Raw genomic sequence first — 21,553 nt, forward strand, 5'->3', positions numbered from 1 at the left:
GCTATTGGCCGGCCGTCGCGGGCGCCTTGTCCGACCATTCCGGCGGCAAGCCAAGTTTCCCGGCTGCCATGCCGACCAGGCCGGGATTGCGGCCGAACGCCTCGCAGGCCGCGTATTTCGGCTTGCCGCCGAGCGAGGCGCCGAGCTTGTCGAACGACGGCAGCTCCGGCGCCTTGCCGAATGGCGTCGCGCCGGTGACGACGAGTTTGCTGAAGTCCTCGCTGAATGAGGAGGCGAGATCGTAGGCGTCGCCGGCGCTGGAGACCATCGGCGAGTTGGTGAATGAATTGGCGCCGCGGGCCCAGATCATCGCCGCCTGCTGGCGGCTGGCCTGGTCGCGCACTTCGGCCTCGACCGTCAGGCTGCCAAGCCCGACCGGCAAGCGCGGCACCGGTATCGGCACGCCCGCGCCGAGTGCGGTCGGCAGGAAGCTCACCACCTTGGAGGCGCCCGCCGCGACCTCGTCCGTGGGCGCCGCCTGCGTGACCAGCGCGTGCGCGGTCAGATCGGCGGGCTGATCGGGGCCAACGACCTGAAGCCGATCGCTGAGGCCGACGCAGAGCGTCCGGTCGATCGCGTTGGCGACCAGGTGCCGCTGCTCTGGCGAAAGTGTCGGCGAAGCTGACTGCGCGAACGTCGTCGGGACGATCCGCACGGTCTTCGCGGCAAGCACGTCGTCCTTGTTGACGCGAACCAGCGATTTCGCCAGCAAACCATCGGACTGCGCAAGATTGTCGTAGGATGCCAATGATCCGCCCCGTGTCATCGGTGCGCTGGCGCAGCCCGACAACAGGATCATCGCAAGCGCCGCACCGGCAAGTGAGACCGATGGATCGGGCTTGCCATCGCGTCGCGCCGGGCCCGTGCTCTGCGCAGCAGCGGCAGCGCCCGGCGGAAACTCCACTTTCATATCACCCCTCGAACGATCGCGCACCCCACGAACGATCGCAGGCACGATAGAGCAGGGCCGCCGAGGTCGGGATTAAGAGATATTAAGTCAGATGTAGGCCGCGAAACCCCGCGACCTATTTGGGCCACATTTGGCCGCGCACGCTTAACAAAACGCAATATTTGCGCGCTGCGCAGCCGCGGCAGACGCCTCTAAAATCCCGTGATGCAAATCCTGGAAGACGATCTCGTGACCTTCCCCGTCGCCAATGCACGCATCCTCTGCGTCGAGGACGACGGCGATATCGCGCGCATGCTGGCCGAGGTGCTCGAGGACAACGGCTTCGAGCCGGTGCTGGTTGGTTCCGGCGCGGAGATGGACGGGCTACTCAAGCGCCAGAGCTTTGACCTCATCCTGCTCGACGTGATGTTGCCGGGTGAGGATGGATTGAGCATCTGCCGGCGCCTGCGCACCTCGTCCTCTATACCGATCATCATGGTGACGGCGCGGAGCGAGGACATCGACCGCATCCTCGGCCTCGAGCTCGGTGCCGACGACTATGTCACCAAGCCCTTCAACTCGCGCGAGGTGGTGGCCCGCATCCGTGCGTTGCTACGCCGTGTCGAGAGCGGCTCGGCGTCGCGCTCCCGACCGCGTCCCATGACCTTCGCCGGATGGCGCATCAATCCCACCACGCGCGAACTGCATGACCCCGCTGGCGTCCGGATCACGCTGACCGGCGCCGAATTCGACCTGTTGCTGACGTTCTGCCGCAACCCGGGACGGGTGCTGTCACGCGAGCAACTGATCGAGCAGGCCTTCGGCGGCCTGATCGCATCGGTCGAGCGCAGCGTCGACGTTCATATCAGCCGCATCAGGCAGAAGATCGAACCGGATCCGAAGGACCGCTCCATGATCAAGACGGTGCGGCTCGGCGGCTACCAGTTCACGCCGGCGGTCGAGCAGATATGATGGGATGGGCGCAGCGGCTGATGCCGCGCAGCGTCGCTGCGCAACTCATGAGCCTCGTCGCGCTCTCCGAATTGGTCGGCATCACGCTCGCTGCGGTGACCGTCATTTTTCTGTTCGATTCTCCCTCGATCACCGACACGCAGAAGTTTCTTGCGGGCCGGGTCGCGGAGCTCACGCAGCTTGTGCGGTCCTCGAAGACGCCGGCCGATGCGGATGACCTGCTCGCCGCAGCCAGGCGCGGCGGTCTCGACGTCCGGCGCGTCGCCTTGAGCGAACTCGTGCCTCGAACCGCCGCAGAGACGCGGCCGTTTTCCATGAGAGCGTTTCGGCAACTGGCGGCCGAGCCCGGAATTGAGTTGCTGGAAGACCTGCGCCATCCGGCAGGCTCGTCGTCGCAGGTGATCGTGAGGCTCGACGACGGCAACGCGTTGATGGCCGACGTCGCGGTCAAGGGCGGCCTCTGGTCCACTCTGGTCCGCCCGGTCGCCGCGGGGGCGATCATCGTGTTGATCTCCATGCTGCTGCTGTCGATCTATGCGGTGCGCTGGGTGATCGCGCCGCTGGCGGACGTCGCGCGCGCCGCGACCTCGTTCGGCCGCTCGCCGCGGGCTCCCGAGGTGCTGCGGCGGCGTGGTCCGCTCGAGATCGCCCTGGTCGCCGACGCCCTGAACGAGATGCGCACCCGGATCCGCGCGCTGCTCGACGACCGCACCCGGATGCTGGCCGCAATCAGTCACGACCTGCGGACGCCGCTGACCCGACTCAGGCTGCGCGCCGAGCGCGTCGGCGACGATGACCTGCGCCCGGCGATGCTGGGCGATGTCGCCAAGATGACGCGCATGATCAATGAGACGCTGGAGTATCTCCGCGAGGATGCGCGCTCGGAGGCGGTCTCGTGCATCGACCTGCCGAGTTTCCTGCAGACCATCTGTTCGGAGTTCGCCGATACCGGCCACGCGGTATCTTATGCGGGGCCGGCGCGCTTGCCTTATGCCTGCCGGCCCCGCGCGCTGTCGCGCGCCGTCACCAATATCGTGGAGAACGCGGTCAAGCACGGCAGCACGGTCATGGTGGCGCTGCGGCCCACGGCATCCGACCACATCGAGATCGAGGTGGTTGACGACGGACCCGGCATTCCGCCGGCGCTGCGCGACAAGGTGTTCGAGCCCTTCTTCAAGGCAGACAGCGCACGGCAGGACAGCAGCGGCTTCGGGCTCGGGCTGTCGATTGCACAGGATATCGCCAAGCGCCACGGGGGCCGCATCGAACTGAATCCGGGAGAGCCGAGCGGATTGCGGGTCTCGCTGCTGCTGCCGCCGAAGCCCGTCTTGGCCTAGGCGGGGCAAGCTTCGCGCGCGCCCCTGGCTAAGTCCTTGATTTCAGGTGGCCCGTTCCGTCCGAGCGAAAGCCGGCCGGGCCGGGCGCGACCCCGGCGACCTTGACGTTTGGCCGATCCCGCAGTAGATACCCGGCACTCGCAGCCGGCCCGCTTTGATGGCGGATATCCGGCGCGGCCTAATTCCCCGAACATTCGAGCTCGTCTATCGGCTCAACCTTCCAAACGAGGGCTGGGTCCGCAAGGTCGGCTGTTCGGATTCCTTGAAACGTTGCAATCGTCCGGAGACGGACGCGGATCTCACGATGGCTTTCAGCCCGTTCAAATTCCTGCAGGAAGTGCGCTCGGAGACCGCCAAGGTCACCTGGCCGACGCGCCGCGAGACGACCATCACCACCATCATGGTGTTCGTGATGGTGGCGCTGGCCTCGATCTTCTTCTTCGCCGCGGATCAGATCATCCGCTATCTCATCACCCTGATACTGGGCATCCACTGATGAGCATGGGAACTCAATTGATGGACAAGCGCTGGTACATCGTTCACGCCTATTCGAACTTCGAGAAGAAGGTCGCGGAATCGATCCGCGAGCAGGCCAAGCAGCGCGGGCTGGAAGAGCTGTTCGAGCAGGTGCTGGTGCCGACCGAGAAGGTCACCGAGGTGCGCCGCGGCCGCAAGATCGACGCCGAGCGCAAGTTCTTCCCGGGCTATGTGCTGGTGAAGATGAAGCTGACCGACGAGGCGTTCCATCTGATCAAGAACACCCCGAAGGTGACCGGCTTCCTCGGCGCGGAAAACAAGCCGATGCCGATCTCGGAATCCGAGGCGATGCGGATCCTGCACCAGGTGCAGGAGGGTGTGGAGCGTCCGAAGGCGTCGGTGTCGTTCGAAATCGGCGAGAATGTGCGCGTGGCCGACGGCCCGTTCGCCTCGTTCTCGGGCGTGGTGGAAGAAATCGACGAGGCGCGCTCGCGCGTGAAGGTCGCGGTGTCGATCTTCGGCCGCGCGACCCCGGTGGAACTGGAATTCGGTCAGGTCGAAAAGGTGGTCTGACCGGACGGCGTGGGGTATATGCCCCGCGTCAATTGAGAGGCCGTGGGAGGGAGGAGGCGGTCGCCAGCCCCTTCAACCGAACCACGGAACCTGAAACCGCCGGCCCCGTCCGGCACAACAGGAGTGATAAATGGCAAAGAAAGTGACCGGATACCTGAAGCTTCAGGTCCCGGCCGGTGCGGCGAATCCTTCGCCCCCGATCGGTCCCGCGCTTGGTCAGCGCGGTCTGAACATCATGGAGTTCTGCAAGGCGTTCAACGCGCAGACCCAGAAGGAAGAGAAGAACACCCCGATCCCGGTGATCATCACCATCTATGCGGACCGGTCCTTCACCTTCGAGATGAAGACCCCTCCGATGTCCTACTTCCTCAAGCAGGCTGCCAAGATCCAGTCCGGATCGAAGGCGCCGGGCCGCGACAAGGCCGGCCAGGTGACCAAGGCGCAGGTGCGCGAGATCGCCGAGAAGAAGATGAAGGACTTGAATTGCGACACCATCGAATCGGCCATGAAGATGGTCGAGGGCTCTGCCCGCTCGATGGGTCTGGAAGTTGCGGGGTAACGGGCCATGGCAATCGGAAAGCGTTTGAAGAAGGCCCGCGAGGGCGTCGATCGCGAGAAGCTCTATCCGCTCGCGGATGCCATCAAGATGGTCAAGGAGCGTGCCAAGTCGAAGTTCGACGAGACGATCGAGATCGCGATCAATCTCGGCGTCGACCCGCGCCACGCCGACCAGATGGTCCGCGGCGTCGTCAACCTGCCGAACGGCACCGGCCGCACGCTGCGCGTCGGCGTGTTCGCCCGCGGCGCCAAGGCTGAGGAAGCCAAGGCCGCCGGAGCCGACGTCGTCGGTGCCGAAGACCTGGTCGAGAAGGTGCAGGGCGGTGCGATCGATTTCGATCGTTGTATCGCCACCCCCGACATGATGCCGCTGGTCGGCCGCCTCGGTAAGGTGCTCGGCCCGCGCGGCATGATGCCGAACCCGAAGATCGGCACCGTGACCATGGACGTCGCCAACGCCGTGAAGGGCGCCAAGGGCGGCTCGGTCGAGTTCCGCGTCGAGAAGGCCGGCATCGTGCAGGCCGGCATCGGCAAGGCCTCGTTCTCCGAGGACAAGCTGGTCGAGAACGTCAAGGCGCTGGCCGACGCCGTCTCCAAGGCGAAGCCGGCGGGTTCCAAGGGCACCTACATCCAGCGCGTTGCGGTGTCCTCCACCATGGGCCCGGGCGTGAAGGTCGAGCCGGGCACCATCCTCGGCTGAGGCCTTCGAGCGTGACGAGATAAAGAGGGGCGGGATCGGGCAACCGGTTCCGCCCTTTTTTTTTGCCAAAGCGCGAAGCAGCTGCCGGTTCGCGTGAAGATGCGTGTCAAGACAATGTCTGAAGCCTCTCGCAGGGAATAAGAACAATGCCCGATAAGGTCCTGGTCTATTCGCGCTTTCCCAAGGCCCAACTGATCCGCTTCGGCGAGCGCTATGAGCTGTTGAACGCAGCCGGCAAGCGGCTGGACGAAGCTTTCCCGGCGGCCGAGCTCGCCGACGTCAGGGCCATGATCACCGCGGGTGGCACGTCGCTCCGAGGCGAGGCCATGGATATGCTGCCGCAGCTCGGCGCGATCGTCTGCTACGGCACCGGCTATGACGGCGTCGACCTCGCCGCCGCCGCCCGCCGTGGCATCGTGGTCGGCCACAGTCCGGGTGCCAATGCGGCCTCCGTCGCCGACACGGCGGTCACCTTGATGCTGGCGTCGGTGCGGCGGCTCTTGGTGGCTGACAATTATGTCCGCAGCGGCGATTGGGCCGGGGCAAAGCCCTCGCCGATGATGCGGCCGCAGGCCGGCATGCGCGGCCGCAAGGTCGGCGTCTACGGCATGGGGGAGATCGGCCGCAAGATCGCCGCCCGCGTCGCGGCGTTCGAGACCGAGGTCGGCTATTTCAGCCGCTCGAAGCACGACGTGCCCTATCACTACCTGCCGACGCTGGAGGCGCTCGCCGATTGGTGCAGCGTATTGATGGTCGCCGTGCGCGCCGGCGCCGAGACCGAGCATGCGGTCAACGCCGATATCCTGCGCCGGCTCGGCAGCGACGGCTTTATCGTCAACATCTCGCGCGGGTCCGTCTTCGACGAGACCGCGCTGGTCGCGGCACTGACCGATGGGACAATCGCCGGCGCCGGCCTCGACGTGTTCGCCCAGGAGCCGCATCCGCCCGGCGCGCTGACGGCGCTGCCGAATGTCGTGCTGTCGCCGCATCTCGGCGGCCACACCCTGGAATCGCACGTCGCGATGCAGGACTGCGTGCTCGCCAATCTCGACGCGTTCTTTGCCGGCAAGCCGCTGCCATATAAGGTGGGCGGCACCTGAGCGCTGGCGGTTAGGGCCTCGGAACCGGTTCCCGGGCGCCCTATGAATTTGGTCCAATATTTGCTCTTGGCAAGCCGGGCAGGACCGGCTACATAGCGCCTTCCGGGCGTGCTGGCACTTGCTGGCATGTCCGTGCTCGCATTCCGAAAACCTGAGATGATAGGAGATCATTCCTTTCCGCATGCCCGCAAGGATGCTCGAAAGGAAGGAGACCCGTCGCCTCTGAACGGAATGGGAGCAGGGGCCTTCAGCATGCTGAAGCGCCTCGATCCTGTCCAAGACTGCAGGCGCCCGCGAGAACTTCGTGTTTTCAACGGCTTAATCGCATGGCCTGCATAGACGGGTGAAGACCGGATTTTGCGCTCCACGTCGCGACCCGTCGCGGCTGGGAAGCTGGTTTGGTTCGAACCTCGACAGCCCATGGCCGCAAGGCTCTGGGAGGGCAGGCTTCTAGATGTCGTCTTGCCCGGCATGTCCGAAGGGTCTTGTACCCTGCGGATCAGGTTTAGGGCGGGACGATGGGTGCAACCCGGCGGTCCCGACCTTCGCGGAAAGGCCGCCAACCGGAAAGAGCTTGCTGTGGAACGAGCGGCAAAAAAAGAGTCGGTCGAACAACTTAACGAGGTCTTCAAGACCACGTCGGTTGCGATCGTTGCTCATTATTCCGGCCTCACTGTGGCCCAGATGCAGAAGCTGCGCATGCAGATGAAGCAGGCGGGTGCGTCGGTGAAGGTCTCGAAGAACCGTCTCGCCAAAATTGCTCTTGAAGGCACTGACGTCGCTGCCATCGGCTCCCTGCTGAAGGGGCCGACCGTGATCGCTACCTCGAACGATCCGGTTGCGGCGCCAAAGGTTGCCATCGAATTCGCCAAGGCGAACGAGAAGTTCGTCATCCTCGGCGGCTCGATGGGTAAAACCGTCCTGAATGTCGACAGCGTGAAGGCGCTTGCCTCACTGCCGTCGCTCGACGAACTGCGCGGCAAGATCGTTGGCCTCATCGTGGCGCCGGCGACCAAGCTTGCTCAGCTCTCCAACGCGCCCGCGGCCAAGCTCGCACGCGTCATTCAGGCTCATGCCTCAAAGGGCGAAGCGGCCTGACCCCTTCGCTAATCTCAAACCTGGTTCGAACCAAACGTTTAAGGAACTGAACAATGGCTGATCTGCAGAAAATCGTCGACGACCTCTCGAGCCTCACCGTGCTCGAAGCGGCCGAACTCGCCAAGCTCCTCGAAGAAAAGTGGGGCGTGTCCGCCGCTGCCGCCGTCGCGGTTGCCGGCCCGGCTGCTGGTGGCGCTGCCGCTGCTCCGGCTGAAGAGAAGACCGACTTCACCGTCGTGCTGGCCTCGGCCGGCGACAAGAAGATCGAAGTCATCAAGGAAGTCCGCGCCATCACCGGCCTGGGCCTGAAGGAAGCCAAGGACCTCGTCGAAGGCGCTCCGAAGCCCGTCAAGGAAGGCGTCAACAAGGAAGAAGCCGACAAGATCAAGGCCCAGCTCGAGAAGGCTGGCGCCAAGGTCGAGCTCAAGTAATACGCGATCCGGGAGCGCCTCTGGGCGCTCCCGGGCCATGCAAACGCCGTGCGACAGGTTGTCGCGTGGCGCGTTGGACACAAAAAAGTGTGGGGATCCGTGGACTTAACCCTCGAATCTCCTTTATTGCCATCCCATATCGGGTTGGCAGCGGAAAAACACGGTAGGCGGCGGGGGCGGCAGGGTCCCTGGCGGAAGCCGTTGGGAGACAGTCAGATTTCGGGCTTTTTCAGTCCGTAAAGCGGAGCGTTTGGACGAGCGGGTGCAGTGATGCGCCCCGCGCGTCGTTTTGCGTTTTGGAGGCAATGGGGGCCGGGCCGGGGATTTAATTCCTGACTTTGCGCTTCGTTCCTTCGGGACGATTCGAAATTCAACCCGGGGCCGATGGCAGTCGCTCCCGGAAGGTTCGCCCCACAAAGGCGACGAAAATGAGAGGCCACGATGGCGCAGCAGACATTCACCGGTCGCAAACGCGTACGCAAGTTTTTCGGTCACATCAAGGAAGTCGCCGAGATGCCGAACCTCATCGAGGTTCAGAAGGCGTCCTATGACCAGTTCCTGATGGTCGACGAGCCGGCCGGCGGTCGCCTCGATGAGGGCCTGCAGGCGGTGTTCCGCTCGGTGTTCCCGATCTCGGACTTCTCCGGCACCTCGATGCTGGAATTCGTGCGCTACGAGTTCGAGCAGCCGAAATATGACGTCGACGAGTGCCGCCAGCGCGGCATGACCTTCGCTGCGCCGCTCAAGGTGACGCTGCGCCTCATCGTGTTCGATATCGATGAGGAAACCGGCGCCAAGTCGGTCAAGGACATCAAGGAGCAGGACGTCTACATGGGCGATATCCCGCTCATGACGATGAACGGCACCTTCGTCGTCAACGGCACCGAACGCGTCATCGTCTCGCAGATGCACCGTTCGCCCGGCGTGTTCTTCGACCACGACAAGGGCAAGACCCATTCGTCCGGCAAGCTGTTGTTTGCCGCGCGCGTGATTCCGTATCGCGGTTCCTGGCTCGACATCGAGTTCGACGCCAAGGACATCGTGTTCGCGCGCATCGACCGCCGCCGCAAGATTCCCGTGACCTCGCTGATGTACGCGCTCGGTCTCGACGGCGAGCAGATCCTGTCGACCTTCTACAAGAAGATCACCTACAAGCGGACCAAGGACGGATGGCGCGTGCCGTTCGATGCCAACCGCTTCCGCGGCTATTCGACCGTCAACGACCTGATCGACGCCGACACCGGCAAGGTGGTGCTCGAGGCCGGCAAGAAGCTGACCGTGCGCCAGGCGCGCCAGTTGCAGGAGAAGGGCCTCAAGGCGCTGCGGATGTCGGACGAGGAACTCGTCGGCAACTATCTTGCCGAGGACCTCGTCAACCCGAAGACCGGCGAGATCTACGCCGAGGCCGGCGAGGAGATCACCGAGAAGTCGCTCAAGGTGCTGAACGAGCAGGGCTACAAGGACCTGCCGCTGCTCGACATCGACCACGTCAATGTCGGCGCCTACATCCGCAACACGCTGTCGGCCGACAAGAACATGACGCGCGAGGACGCGCTGTTCGACATCTACCGCGTGATGCGTCCGGGCGAGCCGCCGACGCTGGATTCGGCGCAGGCGATGTTCCAGTCGCTGTTCTTCGATGCCGAGCGCTACGACCTCTCCGCGGTCGGCCGCGTCAAGATGAACATGCGCCTCGAGCTCGATGCGCCCGACACCCATCGCACGCTGCGCAAGGAAGACATCCTGGCGGTGATCAAGACGCTGGTCGACCTGCGCGACGGCAAGGGCGAGATCGACGACATCGACCACCTCGGCAACCGCCGGGTGCGCTCGGTCGGCGAGCTGATGGAGAACCAGTACCGGATCGGCCTGCTCCGCATGGAGCGCGCGATCAAGGAGCGCATGTCGAGCGTCGATATCGACACCGTGATGCCGCAGGACCTGATCAACGCCAAGCCCGCGGCCGCCGCGGTGCGCGAGTTCTTCGGTTCCTCGCAGCTGTCGCAGTTCATGGACCAGACCAACCCGCTGTCGGAGATCACCCACAAGCGGCGGCTGTCGGCGCTCGGCCCGGGCGGTCTGACCCGCGAGCGAGCCGGCTTCGAAGTCCGCGACGTGCATCCGACGCATTACGGCCGTATCTGCCCGATTGAGACGCCGGAAGGTCCGAACATCGGCCTGATCAACTCGCTGGCGACGTTCGCGCGCGTCAACAAGTACGGCTTCGTCGAGACGCCCTATCGCAAGATCAAGGACGGCCGGGTCACCGACGAGGTGGTCTATCTGTCGGCGATGGAAGAGGGCCGCTATCGCGTCGCGCAGGCCAACGTGCCGCTCGACGCCAAGGGTCGCTTCACCGACGATCTGGTGGTCTGCCGTCACGCCGGCGAAGTGCTGCCGGTGACGCCGGACAAGGTCGACTACATGGACGTGTCGCCGAAGCAGCTGGTTTCGGTCGCCGCGGCGCTGATCCCGTTCCTCGAGAACGACGACGCCAACCGCGCGCTGATGGGCTCGAACATGCAGCGCCAGGCGGTGCCGCTGGTTCGCGCCGAGGCGCCGTTCGTCGGCACCGGCATGGAAGGCGTGGTCGCCCGTGACTCCGGCGCGGCGATTGCCGCGCGCCGCTCGGGCGTGATCGACCAGATCGACGCCACCCGCGTCGTGATCCGCGCCACCGAGGATCTCGATCCGACCAAGTCGGGCGTCGATATCTACCGGCTGATGAAGTACCAGCGCTCCAACCAGTCGACCTGCATCAACCAGCGTCCGCTGGTGAAGGTCGGCGACATCGTCAAGAAGGGCGACATCATCGCTGACGGTCCGTCGACCGATCTCGGCGAACTCGCGCTCGGCCGCAACGTGCTGGTCGCGTTCATGCCGTGGAACGGCTACAACTTCGAAGACTCGATCCTGCTCTCCGAGCGGATCGTGAAGGACGACGTCTTCACCTCGATCCATATCGAGGAGTTCGAGGTGATGGCCCGCGACACCAAGCTCGGGCCCGAGGAAATCACCCGCGACATTCCGAACGTCTCGGAAGAAGCGCTGAAGAACCTCGACGAAGCCGGTATCGTCTACATCGGTGCGGAAGTCCGCGCCGGCGACATCCTGGTCGGCAAGATCACGCCGAAGGGCGAGAGCCCGATGACGCCGGAAGAGAAGCTGCTGCGCGCCATCTTCGGCGAGAAGGCCTCCGACGTCCGCGACACCTCGCTGCGGGTGCCTCCGGGCGTGCAGGGCACCATCGTGGAAGTCCGCGTGTTCAACCGCCACGGCGTCGACAAGGACGAGCGTGCGCTGGCGATCGAGCGGGAAGAGATCGAGCGTCTGGCCAAGGACCGCGACGACGAGCAGGCGATCCTGGACCGCAACGTCTACAACCGTCTCGCCGAGCTCCTGGAGAACCGCCAGGGCATCGCCGGCCCGAAGGGCTTCAAGAAGGACACCAAGATCACCCGTGCGGTGCTCGACGAGTATCCGAAGTCGCAGTGGTGGCTGTTCGCCTCGCCGAACGACAAGCTGATGGCCGAGATCGAGGCCATGCGGAAGCAGTACGACGAGTCGAAGAAGGGCCTCGAGCAGCGCTTCCTCGACAAGGTCGAGAAGCTGCAGCGTGGCGACGAGCTGCCGCCCGGCGTGATGAAGATGGTCAAGGTCTTCGTCGCGGTGAAGCGCAAGATCCAGCCCGGCGACAAGATGGCCGGCCGTCACGGCAACAAGGGCGTGGTGTCGAAGATCGTGCCGATCGAGGACATGCCGTTCCTCGAGGACGGCACCCATGCCGACATCGTGCTCAATCCGCTCGGCGTGCCGTCGCGCATGAACGTCGGTCAGATCCTCGAGACCCATCTCGGTTGGGCCTGCGCCGGCCTCGGCAAGCGCATCGGCCAGACCATCGACGCCTACTATCAGAAGCAGGATCTCAAGCCGTTGCGCGAGACCCTGAAGAAGATCTACGGCGAGGATGAAACCATCAAGTCGCTGAACGACAACGAGCTGGTCGAACTCGGCCGCAATCTGAGCCACGGCGTGCCGATCGCGACGCCGGTGTTCGACGGCGCCAAGGAAGCCGACATCGAGGAGATGCTGAAGCTCGCGGGCTTCGACGCCTCCGGCCAGTCGACCGTCTATGACGGCCGCACCGGCGATGCGTTCGATCGCAAGGTGACGATGGGCTACATCTACATGCTCAAGCTGCACCATCTCGTGGACGACAAGATCCACGCGCGTTCGATCGGTCCGTACTCGCTCGTGACCCAGCAGCCGCTGGGCGGCAAGGCGCAGTTCGGCGGCCAGCGCTTCGGCGAAATGGAGGTCTGGGCGCTGGAAGCCTACGGCGCCGCCTACACGCTGCAGGAGATGCTGACCGTGAAGTCGGACGACGTCGCGGGCCGTACCAAGGTGTACGAGGCAATCGTGCGCGGCGACGACACCTTCGAGGCCGGCATTCCGGAATCGTTCAACGTGCTGGTCAAGGAAATGCGCTCGCTCGGCCTCAACGTCGACCTGCACAATTCCAAGGTGGGACCGGCGCCGACGTCGGAAGCCGCCGAGTAACGCTTGTGATTGACGCCCGGCGCGCAAGCGCCGGGCCTTCGCGCCCCGCCCGGACGTTGAGTGGGGTGCGCGCTGAATAAAACTTTCGAATTTGCTGCCGGTGACGATCGGCACGCGAGGAGAAGACCATGAATCAAGAGATTATGAATCTTTTCAATCCGACGACGCCGGCCCAGGTCTTCGACCAGATCCGGATTTCGATCGCGTCTCCGGAGAAGATTCTGTCCTGGTCCTACGGCGAGATCAAGAAGCCGGAGACCATCAACTACCGTACCTTCAAGCCGGAGCGCGACGGCCTGTTCTGCGCGCGCATCTTCGGGCCGATCAAGGACTACGAGTGCTTGTGCGGCAAGTATAAGCGGATGAAGTACAAGGGCATCATCTGCGAGAAGTGCTCGGTCGAGGTGACGCTGTCGCGCGTCCGGCGCGAGCGCATGGGCCATATCGAGCTGGCAGCTCCCGTTGCCCACATCTGGTTCCTGAAGTCGCTGCCGTCGCGCATCGGCCTTCTGCTCGACATGACGCTGAAGGATCTCGAGCGGATCCTGTACTTCGAATACTACGTCGTGCTCGAGCCGGGTCTGACTGCGCTGAAGGACCGTCAGCTGCTGTCGGAAGACGAGTATCTGAAGGCCCAGGACGAATACGGCCAGGACAGCTTCACCGCCATGATCGGCGCCGAGGCGATCCGCGAGCTGCTGAAGGGTCTCGAGCTCGAGAAGCTCGAGGCGACGCTGCGTGCCGACATGGCGGAGACCGACTCCGACATCAAGCACAAGAAGCTCGCCAAGCGTCTGAAGATCGTCGAGGCCTTCCGCGTCTCCGGCAACAAGCCGGAATGGATGATCATGACGGTGGTTCCGGTGATTCCGCCGGACCTGCGTCCGCTGGTGCCGCTCGACGGCGGCCGGTTCGCGACCTCGGACCTCAACGACCTGTATCGCCGCGTCATCAACCGCAACAACCGCCTGAAGCGGCTGATGGAGCTGCGCGCGCCCGACATCATCATCCGCAACGAAAAGCGCATGCTGCAGGAGGCCGTCGACGCGCTGTTCGACAACGGCCGCCGCGGCCGCGTCATCACCGGCGCCAACAAGAGGCCCTTGAAGTCGCTCGCCGACATGCTGAAGGGCAAGCAGGGCCGGTTCCGCCAGAACCTGCTCGGCAAGCGCGTCGACTATTCGGGCCGTTCGGTGATCGTGGTCGGTCCCGAGCTGCGCCTGCATCAGTGCGGCCTGCCGAAGAAGATGGCGCTCGAGCTGTTCAAGCCGTTCATCTACTCGCGGCTCGACGCCAAGGGCCTGTCCACCACGGTGAAGCAGGCCAAGAAGCTGGTCGAGAAGGAGCGTCCGGAGGTCTGGGATATCCTCGACGAGGTGATCCGCGAGCATCCGGTGCTGCTCAACCGCGCGCCGACGCTGCATCGCCTGGGCATCCAGGCGTTCGAGCCGGTGCTGATCGAAGGCAAGGCGATCCAGTTGCATCCGCTGGTCTGCGCCGCCTTCAACGCCGACTTCGACGGCGACCAGATGGCCGTGCACGTTCCGCTGTCGCTCGAAGCGCAGCTGGAAGCGCGCGTCCTGATGATGTCGACCAACAACATCCTGCATCCGGCGAACGGCCAGCCGATCATCGTGCCGTCGCAGGACATCGTGCTCGGCCTCTACTACGTCTCGATCATGCGCGAAGGCCTGCCCGGCGAAGGCAAGATCTTCGGCGACATGGCCGAGCTCGAGCACGCCCTGCATTCGAAGGTCATCCACCTCCACACCAAGATCAAGTACCGGTGGGAAGGCATGGACGAGGAAGGCAAGATGTCGAAGCGGTGGATCGAAACCACCGCCGGCCGCGTCATGCTCGGCAATCTGCTGCCGAAGAGCACCAAGATCTCGTACGACATCATCAACAAGCTGATGACCAAGCGCGAGATCTCCGGCGTGATCGACCAGGTCTACCGTCACTGCGGTCAGAAGGAGACTGTGATCTTCTGCGACCGCATCATGGCGCTCGGCTTCTACAACGCCTTCAAGGCGGGCATCTCGTTCGGCAAGGACGACATGGTCGTGCCGGCGTCGAAGTGGAAGATCGTGGACCAGACCCGTACGCTGGCGAAGGATTTCGAGCAGCAGTACAATGACGGCCTGATCACCCATGGCGAGAAGTACAACAAGGTCGTCGACGCCTGGTCGAAGGCCGGTGAAGAAGTCGCCAAGGCGATGATGAAGGAGATCTCGTCCACCAAGAAGACGGCGGCGGGCGCGGATGCCGACATCAACTCGATCTACATGATGGCGCACTCCGGTGCGCGTGGTTCGCCGGCCCAGATGCGCCAGCTCGCCGGCATGCGCGGCCTGATGGCCAAGCCGTCGGGCGAGATCATCGAGACGCCGATCATTTCCAACTTCAAGGAAGGTCTGTCGGTGCTCGAGTACTTCAACTCGACCCACGGCGCCCGCAAGGGCCTCGCGGACACCGCGTTGAAGACCGCGAACTCGGGCTACCTGACCCGCCGTCTGGTCGACGTCGCGCAGGACTGCATCATCACGCAGACCGATTGCGGCACCACGCTCGGCATCAAGATGCGCGCCATCGTCGACGCCGGCACCGTGGTCGCCTCGCTCGGCTCGCGCATCCTGGGCCGCGTGGCCTGCGATGACGTGCGCGATCCCGCCACCAACGAGGTCGTCGTCAAGCGCGACACGTTGATGGAGGAGAGCCACGTCGACGCGATCCAGCAGGCCGGCATCCAGGAAGTGAAGATCCGTTCGGCACTGACGTGCGAGCTGATCAACGGCATCTGCGCCAAGTGCTACGGCCGCGACCTGGCCCGCGGCACCCCGGTCAACCACGGTGAGGCCGTCGGCGTCATCGCGGCGCAGTCGATCGGTGAGCCCGGCACGCAGCTGACGATGCGCACGTTCCACATCGGCGGCGCCGCCCAGCTCAACGAGCAGTCGTTCGTCGAATCGAACTTCGACGGCAAGATCGTGATCAAGAACAAGGCCATCGCCCGCAACAGCGAAGGCAGCCTGGTCGCGATGGTCCGCAACATGGTCGTTGCGATCGTCGATGCCGACGGCACCGAGCGTGCAACCCACCGTATCCAGTACGGTTCGAAGATGCATGTCGACGAAGGCGACATGGTCAAGCGTGGCCAGCGCATCGCCGAGTGGGATCCCTATACCCGCCCGGTGCTGAGCGAAGTCGAGGGTACGATCGGTTTCGAGGATCTGGTGGAAGGCCAGTCGATCTCGGAAACGCTCGACGAATCGACCGGTATCGCCAAGCGCGTGGTCATCGACTGGCGCACGACGCGCGGCGGTTCGGACCTGCGCCCGGCCATCGTGGTCAAGGGCAAGGACGGCAAGGTGATGAAGCTCGCGCGTGGCGGCGATGCCCGCTACATGCTGTCGGTCGACGCCATTCTGTCGGTCGACATCGGCGGCAAGGTGATGCCCGGCGACATCCTGGCGCGTATCTCGACCGAGAGCGCCAAGACGCGTGACATCACCGGCGGTCTGCCGCGGGTGGCGGAACTGTTCGAGGCTCGCAAGCCGAAGGATGCGGCGATCATCGCGGAGACCGCGGGAACGATCCGCTTCGGCCGCGACTACAAGAACAAGCGCCGCATCTCGATCGAGCCGATGGACAAGACCGAGGAGCCGCGCGAGTACCTGATCCCGAAGGGCAAGCACATCCACCTTCAGGACGGCGACATCGTCGAAAAGGGCGATTTCATCGTCGAAGGCAATCCGGCGCCGCACGACATCCTGGCGATCAAGGGCATCGAGGAGCTCGCTGCCTATCTGGTCAACGAAATCCAGGAGGTCTACCGGTTGCAGGGCGTGCTCATCAACGACAAGCACATCGAGGTGATTGTCCGTCAGATGCTGCAGAAGGTCGAGGTCACCGACCAGGGCGACACCGACATGATCTCGGGCGAGCAGGTCGACAAGATCGAGTTCGACGCGCTCAACACCAAGGCCAAGGAGGAGGGCAAGAAGCCCGCCACGGGTACGCCGGTTCTGCTCGGCATCACTAAGGCGAGCTTGCAGACCCGCTCGTTCTTCTCGGCGGCGTCGTTCCAGGAGACCACGCGCGTGCTCACCGAGGCTGCCGTCAACGGCAAGATCGACCCGCTCGAAGGCCTCAAGGAGAACGTCATTGTCGGCCGCCTGATCCCGGCCGGCACCGGCGCCTCGATGGCGCGGATCCGCGAAGTCGCGGTCAAGCGCGACAAGCTGATCCTCGACGAGCGCGAGAAGCAGCAGGCGGCGATCGTGCCGACGGCTCCGGAAGCCGAGCCGCTGGCGCTGCCGCCCGCGGAATAGGCATCCGCAAGACTACGGATATGGCGAGAAGGCCGGCGCTTAGCCGGCCTTTTTGCTGCTTTCTTTCCCTGCTGCGGTGCAGGGACGCAGTTTGTTCATCTTTCCTTCAGGCAAAAAAGTGCCTTTGCTAGGGTGACTTAGACCGGCCGTTTGGCTCGCGCCGGAGACGACGGAATCGATATGCTCGACTTGGCTATTGTAGGCGGCGGCCCCGGGGGGCTGATGAGCGCCTGGTATTTGAAGCGCAAACTCGGCGACCTCTGCCGCATCACCATCTTCGAGGCGTCGAACCGCCTCGGCGGCAAGATCGTCACGCGCAAATTCGACAGCGCGCCTGCGATGTATGAGGCCGGCGTTGCCGAGATCTATGACTACTCGATGACGGGTCCGGACCCGCTGCGCGAGCTGATCCAGCATTTCGGGCTGCAGACGATCCCGATGGATGCCGAGCAGGTGCAGCTCGACGGCGAGCTGCTGGCCGACGTTCCCGGCATGCGCCGCAAATACGGGGCGAAGACCGCGGCCGCGATCGAGGCGTTCCGCAAGCGCTGCACCGAGCTGGTGTCGCCGATCGAATATTACGAAGGCGTCGGATCCCACGACAACGAGCATCCGTGGGCCTACAAGACCGCCGAGCAGGTCCTCGACGAGGAGGTCGAGGACGCGACCGCCAAGCGGTTCTTCAAGGTGATGGCGCGCTCCGATCTCGCGACCGAGAGCCACAACACCAACGGCCTCAACGCGCTGAAGAACTACGTGATGGACGTCGACGGTTATATCGGCCTGTATTCGATCCAGAACGGCAACGAGCAGCTGATCGATTGCCTGCGCTCCGAAGTCAATGCCGACATCCAGCTCAACCATCGCGTGCTCAAGGTCGGCAAGACCGAGCAGGGCCGCTACCAGCTCAACATGATGAACGGCAAGGGGCCGGAGACGCGCGACTTCGACCTCGTGCTGGTGTGCCTGCCGCACTCCTGGCTCGCGACCATGCGCTGGGACGGCGAAGAGCTGCGCAAGTCGATGGTCAAGCACGTCGCCTATTTCGACCGGCCGGCGCATTATCTGCGCGTCTCGATCCTGTTCGACGAGCCGTTCTGGGGCGAGAAGATCCCGGGCGCCTGGTTCATGTCGGAAGCGTTCGGCGGCTGCTGCGTCTACAACGAGGGCGCGCGCCACGACGTCGGCAGGCACGGCGTGCTGAACTGGCTGATCGCGGGCTCCGATGCGCTGGCCTTCGCAAATCTCTCCGACCAGGAGCTGATCGACGCCGCGTTGAAGTCGCTGCCGGCCTCGCTCGGCGATGCCCGCGAGCACTTCCTCGAGGGCAAGATCCATCGCTGGCTGTCCTCGGTCAACGCGCTGCCGGGCGGCCTGCCGGTGCGCGACGTCATGACCAACCATCGCCCCGAGCCGAAACAGCATCCCGGCATCGTGGTCGTCGGCGACTATCTGTTCGATTCGACGCTGAACGGGCTGCTGGATTCTTCCGATGCCGCGACCGACATCGTCGTCACCGAGATGATGCGGCTGCGCCGCGCCCGCGCGCAGGACGAGGGCGCGCGGTCCGACAAGATCGACCGCAGCTATTTCGAGAACTATCGCGGCGCCGGCCCCTACAGCGAAGTCTGGCGCGACTTCACCGACCCGGCCTATCTGACCGACCTGATCAAGACCGTGTGGGGCAGGGCGAAGGGCTACAAGCTGCTGATCGCCGGCTCGGCCAGCGGCGAGCTGATCGGCGCGCTGCGCGAGCGCGGCATCGATGCCTGGGGCATCGAGAACAACCGCTACATCCACGGCAAGACGCCGAAGGCGCTGAGGAAGTACAACAAGCTCGGTTCGATCGCCGACATGCCATTCAAGGACAACGAGTTCGACTTCGTGTTCGAGACCTCGCTGTGCCATCTCGGCGAGAAGCAGGTGGTGCGCGGCGTCCGCGAGCTCAACCGCGTGGTCAAGACCGGCGTCGTGTTCGCGTCAGTGACCTCGGACATGGCGCCGGCGGTGATCGATCGCTACGACCTGTTGCGCGGGGTGAAGAAGCTCGGCACCTGGTGGGAGTGGTCGGAACTGTTCTTCGGCAACGGCTTCGACCTGTCGATGCACCGCCGCGACTGCACCGACGCGTTGTGGACGCTGACGCTGGCCGCCAACAAGGGGCCGGGGCAGTGGTACGCCGACTCCGACAGCCTGCGCTATTCGTTCTTCGACAAGGTCGAGTCCGACCTCGACGACTAGCGGCAACGATCGACGGCTCTGACGCAAGCGATCGACCTTGCGTCAACCAACTGTAAGGCTGCGACAGCGCGTCCTCGCGATCGTGGGGCGGTGCGGCCGTTCCAAACGCTTTGCCGAATTCATCCTGATCGCATAGGATCGCGCCGCGGCGCTCGCCGCCTGCGGTTTCGATTTGCGGTCATGCCGGCCGTGGAGCATCGGTTGGTTTCATGGCGCCAAGACCTCCTGCATCAAGGCCTCCTGCATCGGACGATCCGAATCGACCGGCTGACGATCCCGAGCTGAAGAAGAAGCCCGTAGCCGTGGCCGGTCCGCCCGCGGCGGCGGCCTCCGCGAAGCCGGCCGCGGCTCCGGCTGACGACGACGAAGATGACGAGGACGAGGACGACGAGTTCGAGCTCGATGACGATGATGACGACGAGGATCTCGTCGTCTACACCGCCAAGGAAGCCGCCGGCGCGCTCTCCACGATCTTCGGCTTCATCAGGCCGATCCTGGCGAATTACCGGAAGCCGTTCGCTTTCGTCGCCTTCGGCGTGCTGGTCGAGACGTTGTTCAACGTCATCATGCCGCTCAGCCTGAAATTCCTGATCGACGATGCGCTCGGCGAGGAGGATTTCGGGGCCCTCTACAAGATCCTCGGCGTGCTTGCGGTGGCCGGCATCGTCACCTCGATCATCGCGGTCTGGTACGAGCGCTGGGATGCGCGGCTTGCCGCCGGCATCATCGCCGACGTCCGGACCCGGATCTTCGAGCACGTCCAGAACCTGCCGTCGGCCTATTTCGCGCGCACCAAGCGCGGCGAGATCCTGTCGCGCTTCTCGATCGACCTTTCTGCCTTCGAGGGCTCGGTCAAGACCTTCGCCAACAGCGCGGCGCTGCCGGGCCTCGAACTGATCGCCGGCATCATCCTGATGCTGTTCCTGAACTGGCAGCTCGCCGCGGTCGCGCTGCTGGTGTTTCCGATCACGCTGATCGGGCCGCGGATCCTGACGCCGAAGGCGGTGCAGGCCAATTACGAGCAGAAGCTGAACGAAGCCGCGCTGCTCGGCACCGTGCAGGAGAACGTCGCCGCGCAAGCGGTGGTGAAGGCGTTCAACCTGCAACGCCGGGCGCTCGGCTGGTTCACGCTGCGCAACCGCGACGTCCGCGCCAAGGCCGCCTCGGCGATGTTCCTGTCGACCATGGTGGAGCGCACCGTCACCATCGCGGTGCTGCTGCTGCACCTCGTGGTGCTGGCGATCGGCGCCTATCTCGCCACCAAGGGCCAGATCACGGTCGGCACCTTCGTGACCTTCGAGAGCGCATTCTGGGAGGTGTCGTATAACATCGCCCATCTCATGCACTTCATCCCGGTGTCGATCTCGTCGGCGGCGGCGGTGCGGCACATCCAGGAACTGCTCGACGAGCCGACCCGCGGCGCCGACCGTCCCGGGGCGCCGGACTTGCCGCGGATCACCAACGACATCTCGTTCGACCGCGTCACCTTCCAGTATGAGGGAGCGCAGACGCCGGTGCTCGACAATCTCAGCCTCAAGCTCAAGGCCGGCAAGAGCATTGCGATCGTCGGCCCCAGCGGCTCCGGCAAGAGCACGCTGATCAACCTGATCCTGCGGCTCTACGTGCCGGACGAAGGCCGCGTCGCCATCGACGGCGTCGACATCCGCCGGGTGACGCGCGAGTCGCTGCGGGCCAACATGGCGGTGGTGTTCCAGGAGAACATGCTGTTCAACATGTCGATCCGCGAGAACATCCGGCTCGGCAAGGAAGGCGCCACCGACGCGGAAGTCGAGGACGCCGCGAAGAAGGCCGAGATCCATCGCTACATCATGAGCCTGCCGCAACGCTACGACACGCCGGTCGGCGAGCGCGGCGATACGCTGTCGGGCGGGCAGCGGCAGCGCATCGCGATCGCGCGCGCGATCATCCGCAACCCGTCGGTGCTGCTGCTCGACGAGGCCACCTCGGCGCTCGACCAGACCACCGAAGCCGCGATCAACCGCACGCTGCTCAAGGTCGCCGAAGGCCGCACCATGATCTGGTCGACGCACCGCCTGACCTCGGTGGTCGAGATGGACGAGATCATCGTGATATCCGGCGGCCGGGCGATCGAGCGCGGCTCGCACCAGGAACTGCTGGCCCGCAACGGCGTCTACCGCAAGCTGTGGGACGACCAGGGCCTCTCGCATCATGACGCGGACGACGAGGATGACGCCGACGCGGATGATGACGATGATGATGAAGAAGACGAGGACGAAGACGAGGAGGCGTGACGCCCGCGGTGCG

The 21,553-nt window shown here is 64.4% G+C and carries 14 protein-coding genes; 13 read left to right on the top strand and 1 reads right to left on the bottom strand.

Annotated features, from left to right (window positions below):
- Position 1: 1 nt before the first annotated feature.
- Positions 2–910: a DUF3313 domain-containing protein gene (locus ACVINW_RS27455; RefSeq protein WP_456754184.1), complete on the bottom strand. Its 909-nt coding sequence runs from the start codon at positions 908–910 to the stop codon at positions 2–4.
- Between the two features lie 204 nt (positions 911–1,114).
- Between ACVINW_RS27455 and ACVINW_RS27460 the strand changes: the two genes are divergently transcribed.
- The 13 genes from ACVINW_RS27460 (at position 1,115) to ACVINW_RS27520 (ending at position 21,540) form a co-directional block, all read left to right on the top strand.
- Positions 1,115–1,861 (top strand): response regulator, encoded by a 747-nt coding sequence (locus ACVINW_RS27460; protein WP_456754185.1) that lies wholly within the window; start codon positions 1,115–1,117, stop codon positions 1,859–1,861.
- Positions 1,862–1,881: 20 nt separating this feature from the next.
- Positions 1,882–3,198 (top strand): ATP-binding protein, encoded by a 1,317-nt coding sequence (locus ACVINW_RS27465; RefSeq protein WP_456754186.1) that lies wholly within the window; start codon positions 1,882–1,884, stop codon positions 3,196–3,198.
- A gap of 304 nt (positions 3,199–3,502) precedes the next feature.
- Entirely contained in the window at positions 3,503–3,694 is a 192-nt protein-coding gene (gene secE, locus ACVINW_RS27470; RefSeq protein WP_016840554.1) for a preprotein translocase subunit SecE, read from the top strand.
- A gap of 20 nt (positions 3,695–3,714) precedes the next feature.
- Complete coding sequence (nusG, locus tag ACVINW_RS27475; RefSeq protein WP_044538613.1) at positions 3,715–4,248, top strand: transcription termination/antitermination protein NusG; 534 nt, start codon at positions 3,715–3,717, stop codon at positions 4,246–4,248.
- 130 nt (positions 4,249–4,378) lie between these two features.
- Positions 4,379–4,807, top strand: a complete 429-nt coding sequence (gene rplK, locus ACVINW_RS27480) for a 50S ribosomal protein L11 (RefSeq protein ID WP_016840552.1) — start codon at positions 4,379–4,381, stop codon at positions 4,805–4,807.
- Positions 4,808–4,813: 6 nt separating this feature from the next.
- Positions 4,814–5,506: a 50S ribosomal protein L1 gene (rplA, locus tag ACVINW_RS27485; protein ID WP_456754187.1), complete on the top strand. Its 693-nt coding sequence runs from the start codon at positions 4,814–4,816 to the stop codon at positions 5,504–5,506.
- A 146-nt stretch (positions 5,507–5,652) separates the two neighbouring features.
- A complete protein-coding gene (locus ACVINW_RS27490; RefSeq protein WP_456754188.1) occupies positions 5,653–6,606 on the top strand; it encodes a 2-hydroxyacid dehydrogenase in 954 nt (317 codons plus the stop codon).
- A 579-nt stretch (positions 6,607–7,185) separates the two neighbouring features.
- On the top strand, positions 7,186–7,704 hold the full coding sequence (rplJ, locus tag ACVINW_RS27495) for a 50S ribosomal protein L10 (protein ID WP_146991572.1): 519 nt from the start codon (positions 7,186–7,188) through the stop codon (positions 7,702–7,704).
- A gap of 53 nt (positions 7,705–7,757) precedes the next feature.
- Positions 7,758–8,135, top strand: a complete 378-nt coding sequence (rplL, locus tag ACVINW_RS27500) for a 50S ribosomal protein L7/L12 (protein ID WP_456754189.1) — start codon at positions 7,758–7,760, stop codon at positions 8,133–8,135.
- A gap of 441 nt (positions 8,136–8,576) precedes the next feature.
- Positions 8,577–12,695: a DNA-directed RNA polymerase subunit beta gene (gene rpoB, locus ACVINW_RS27505; RefSeq protein WP_456754190.1), complete on the top strand. Its 4,119-nt coding sequence runs from the start codon at positions 8,577–8,579 to the stop codon at positions 12,693–12,695.
- 128 nt (positions 12,696–12,823) lie between these two features.
- Positions 12,824–17,026, top strand: coding sequence for a DNA-directed RNA polymerase subunit beta' (gene rpoC / locus ACVINW_RS27510; protein ID WP_456754191.1), 4,203 nt, complete (start codon positions 12,824–12,826; stop codon positions 17,024–17,026).
- Between the two features lie 180 nt (positions 17,027–17,206).
- Positions 17,207–19,267, top strand: coding sequence for an FAD-dependent oxidoreductase (locus ACVINW_RS27515; RefSeq protein ID WP_456754192.1), 2,061 nt, complete (start codon positions 17,207–17,209; stop codon positions 19,265–19,267).
- A gap of 209 nt (positions 19,268–19,476) precedes the next feature.
- Positions 19,477–21,540, top strand: coding sequence for an ABC transporter ATP-binding protein (locus ACVINW_RS27520; protein WP_456754193.1), 2,064 nt, complete (start codon positions 19,477–19,479; stop codon positions 21,538–21,540).
- Positions 21,541–21,553: the final 13 nt, after the last annotated feature.

It is taken from the genome of Bradyrhizobium sp. USDA 4461 (assembly GCF_054055655.1).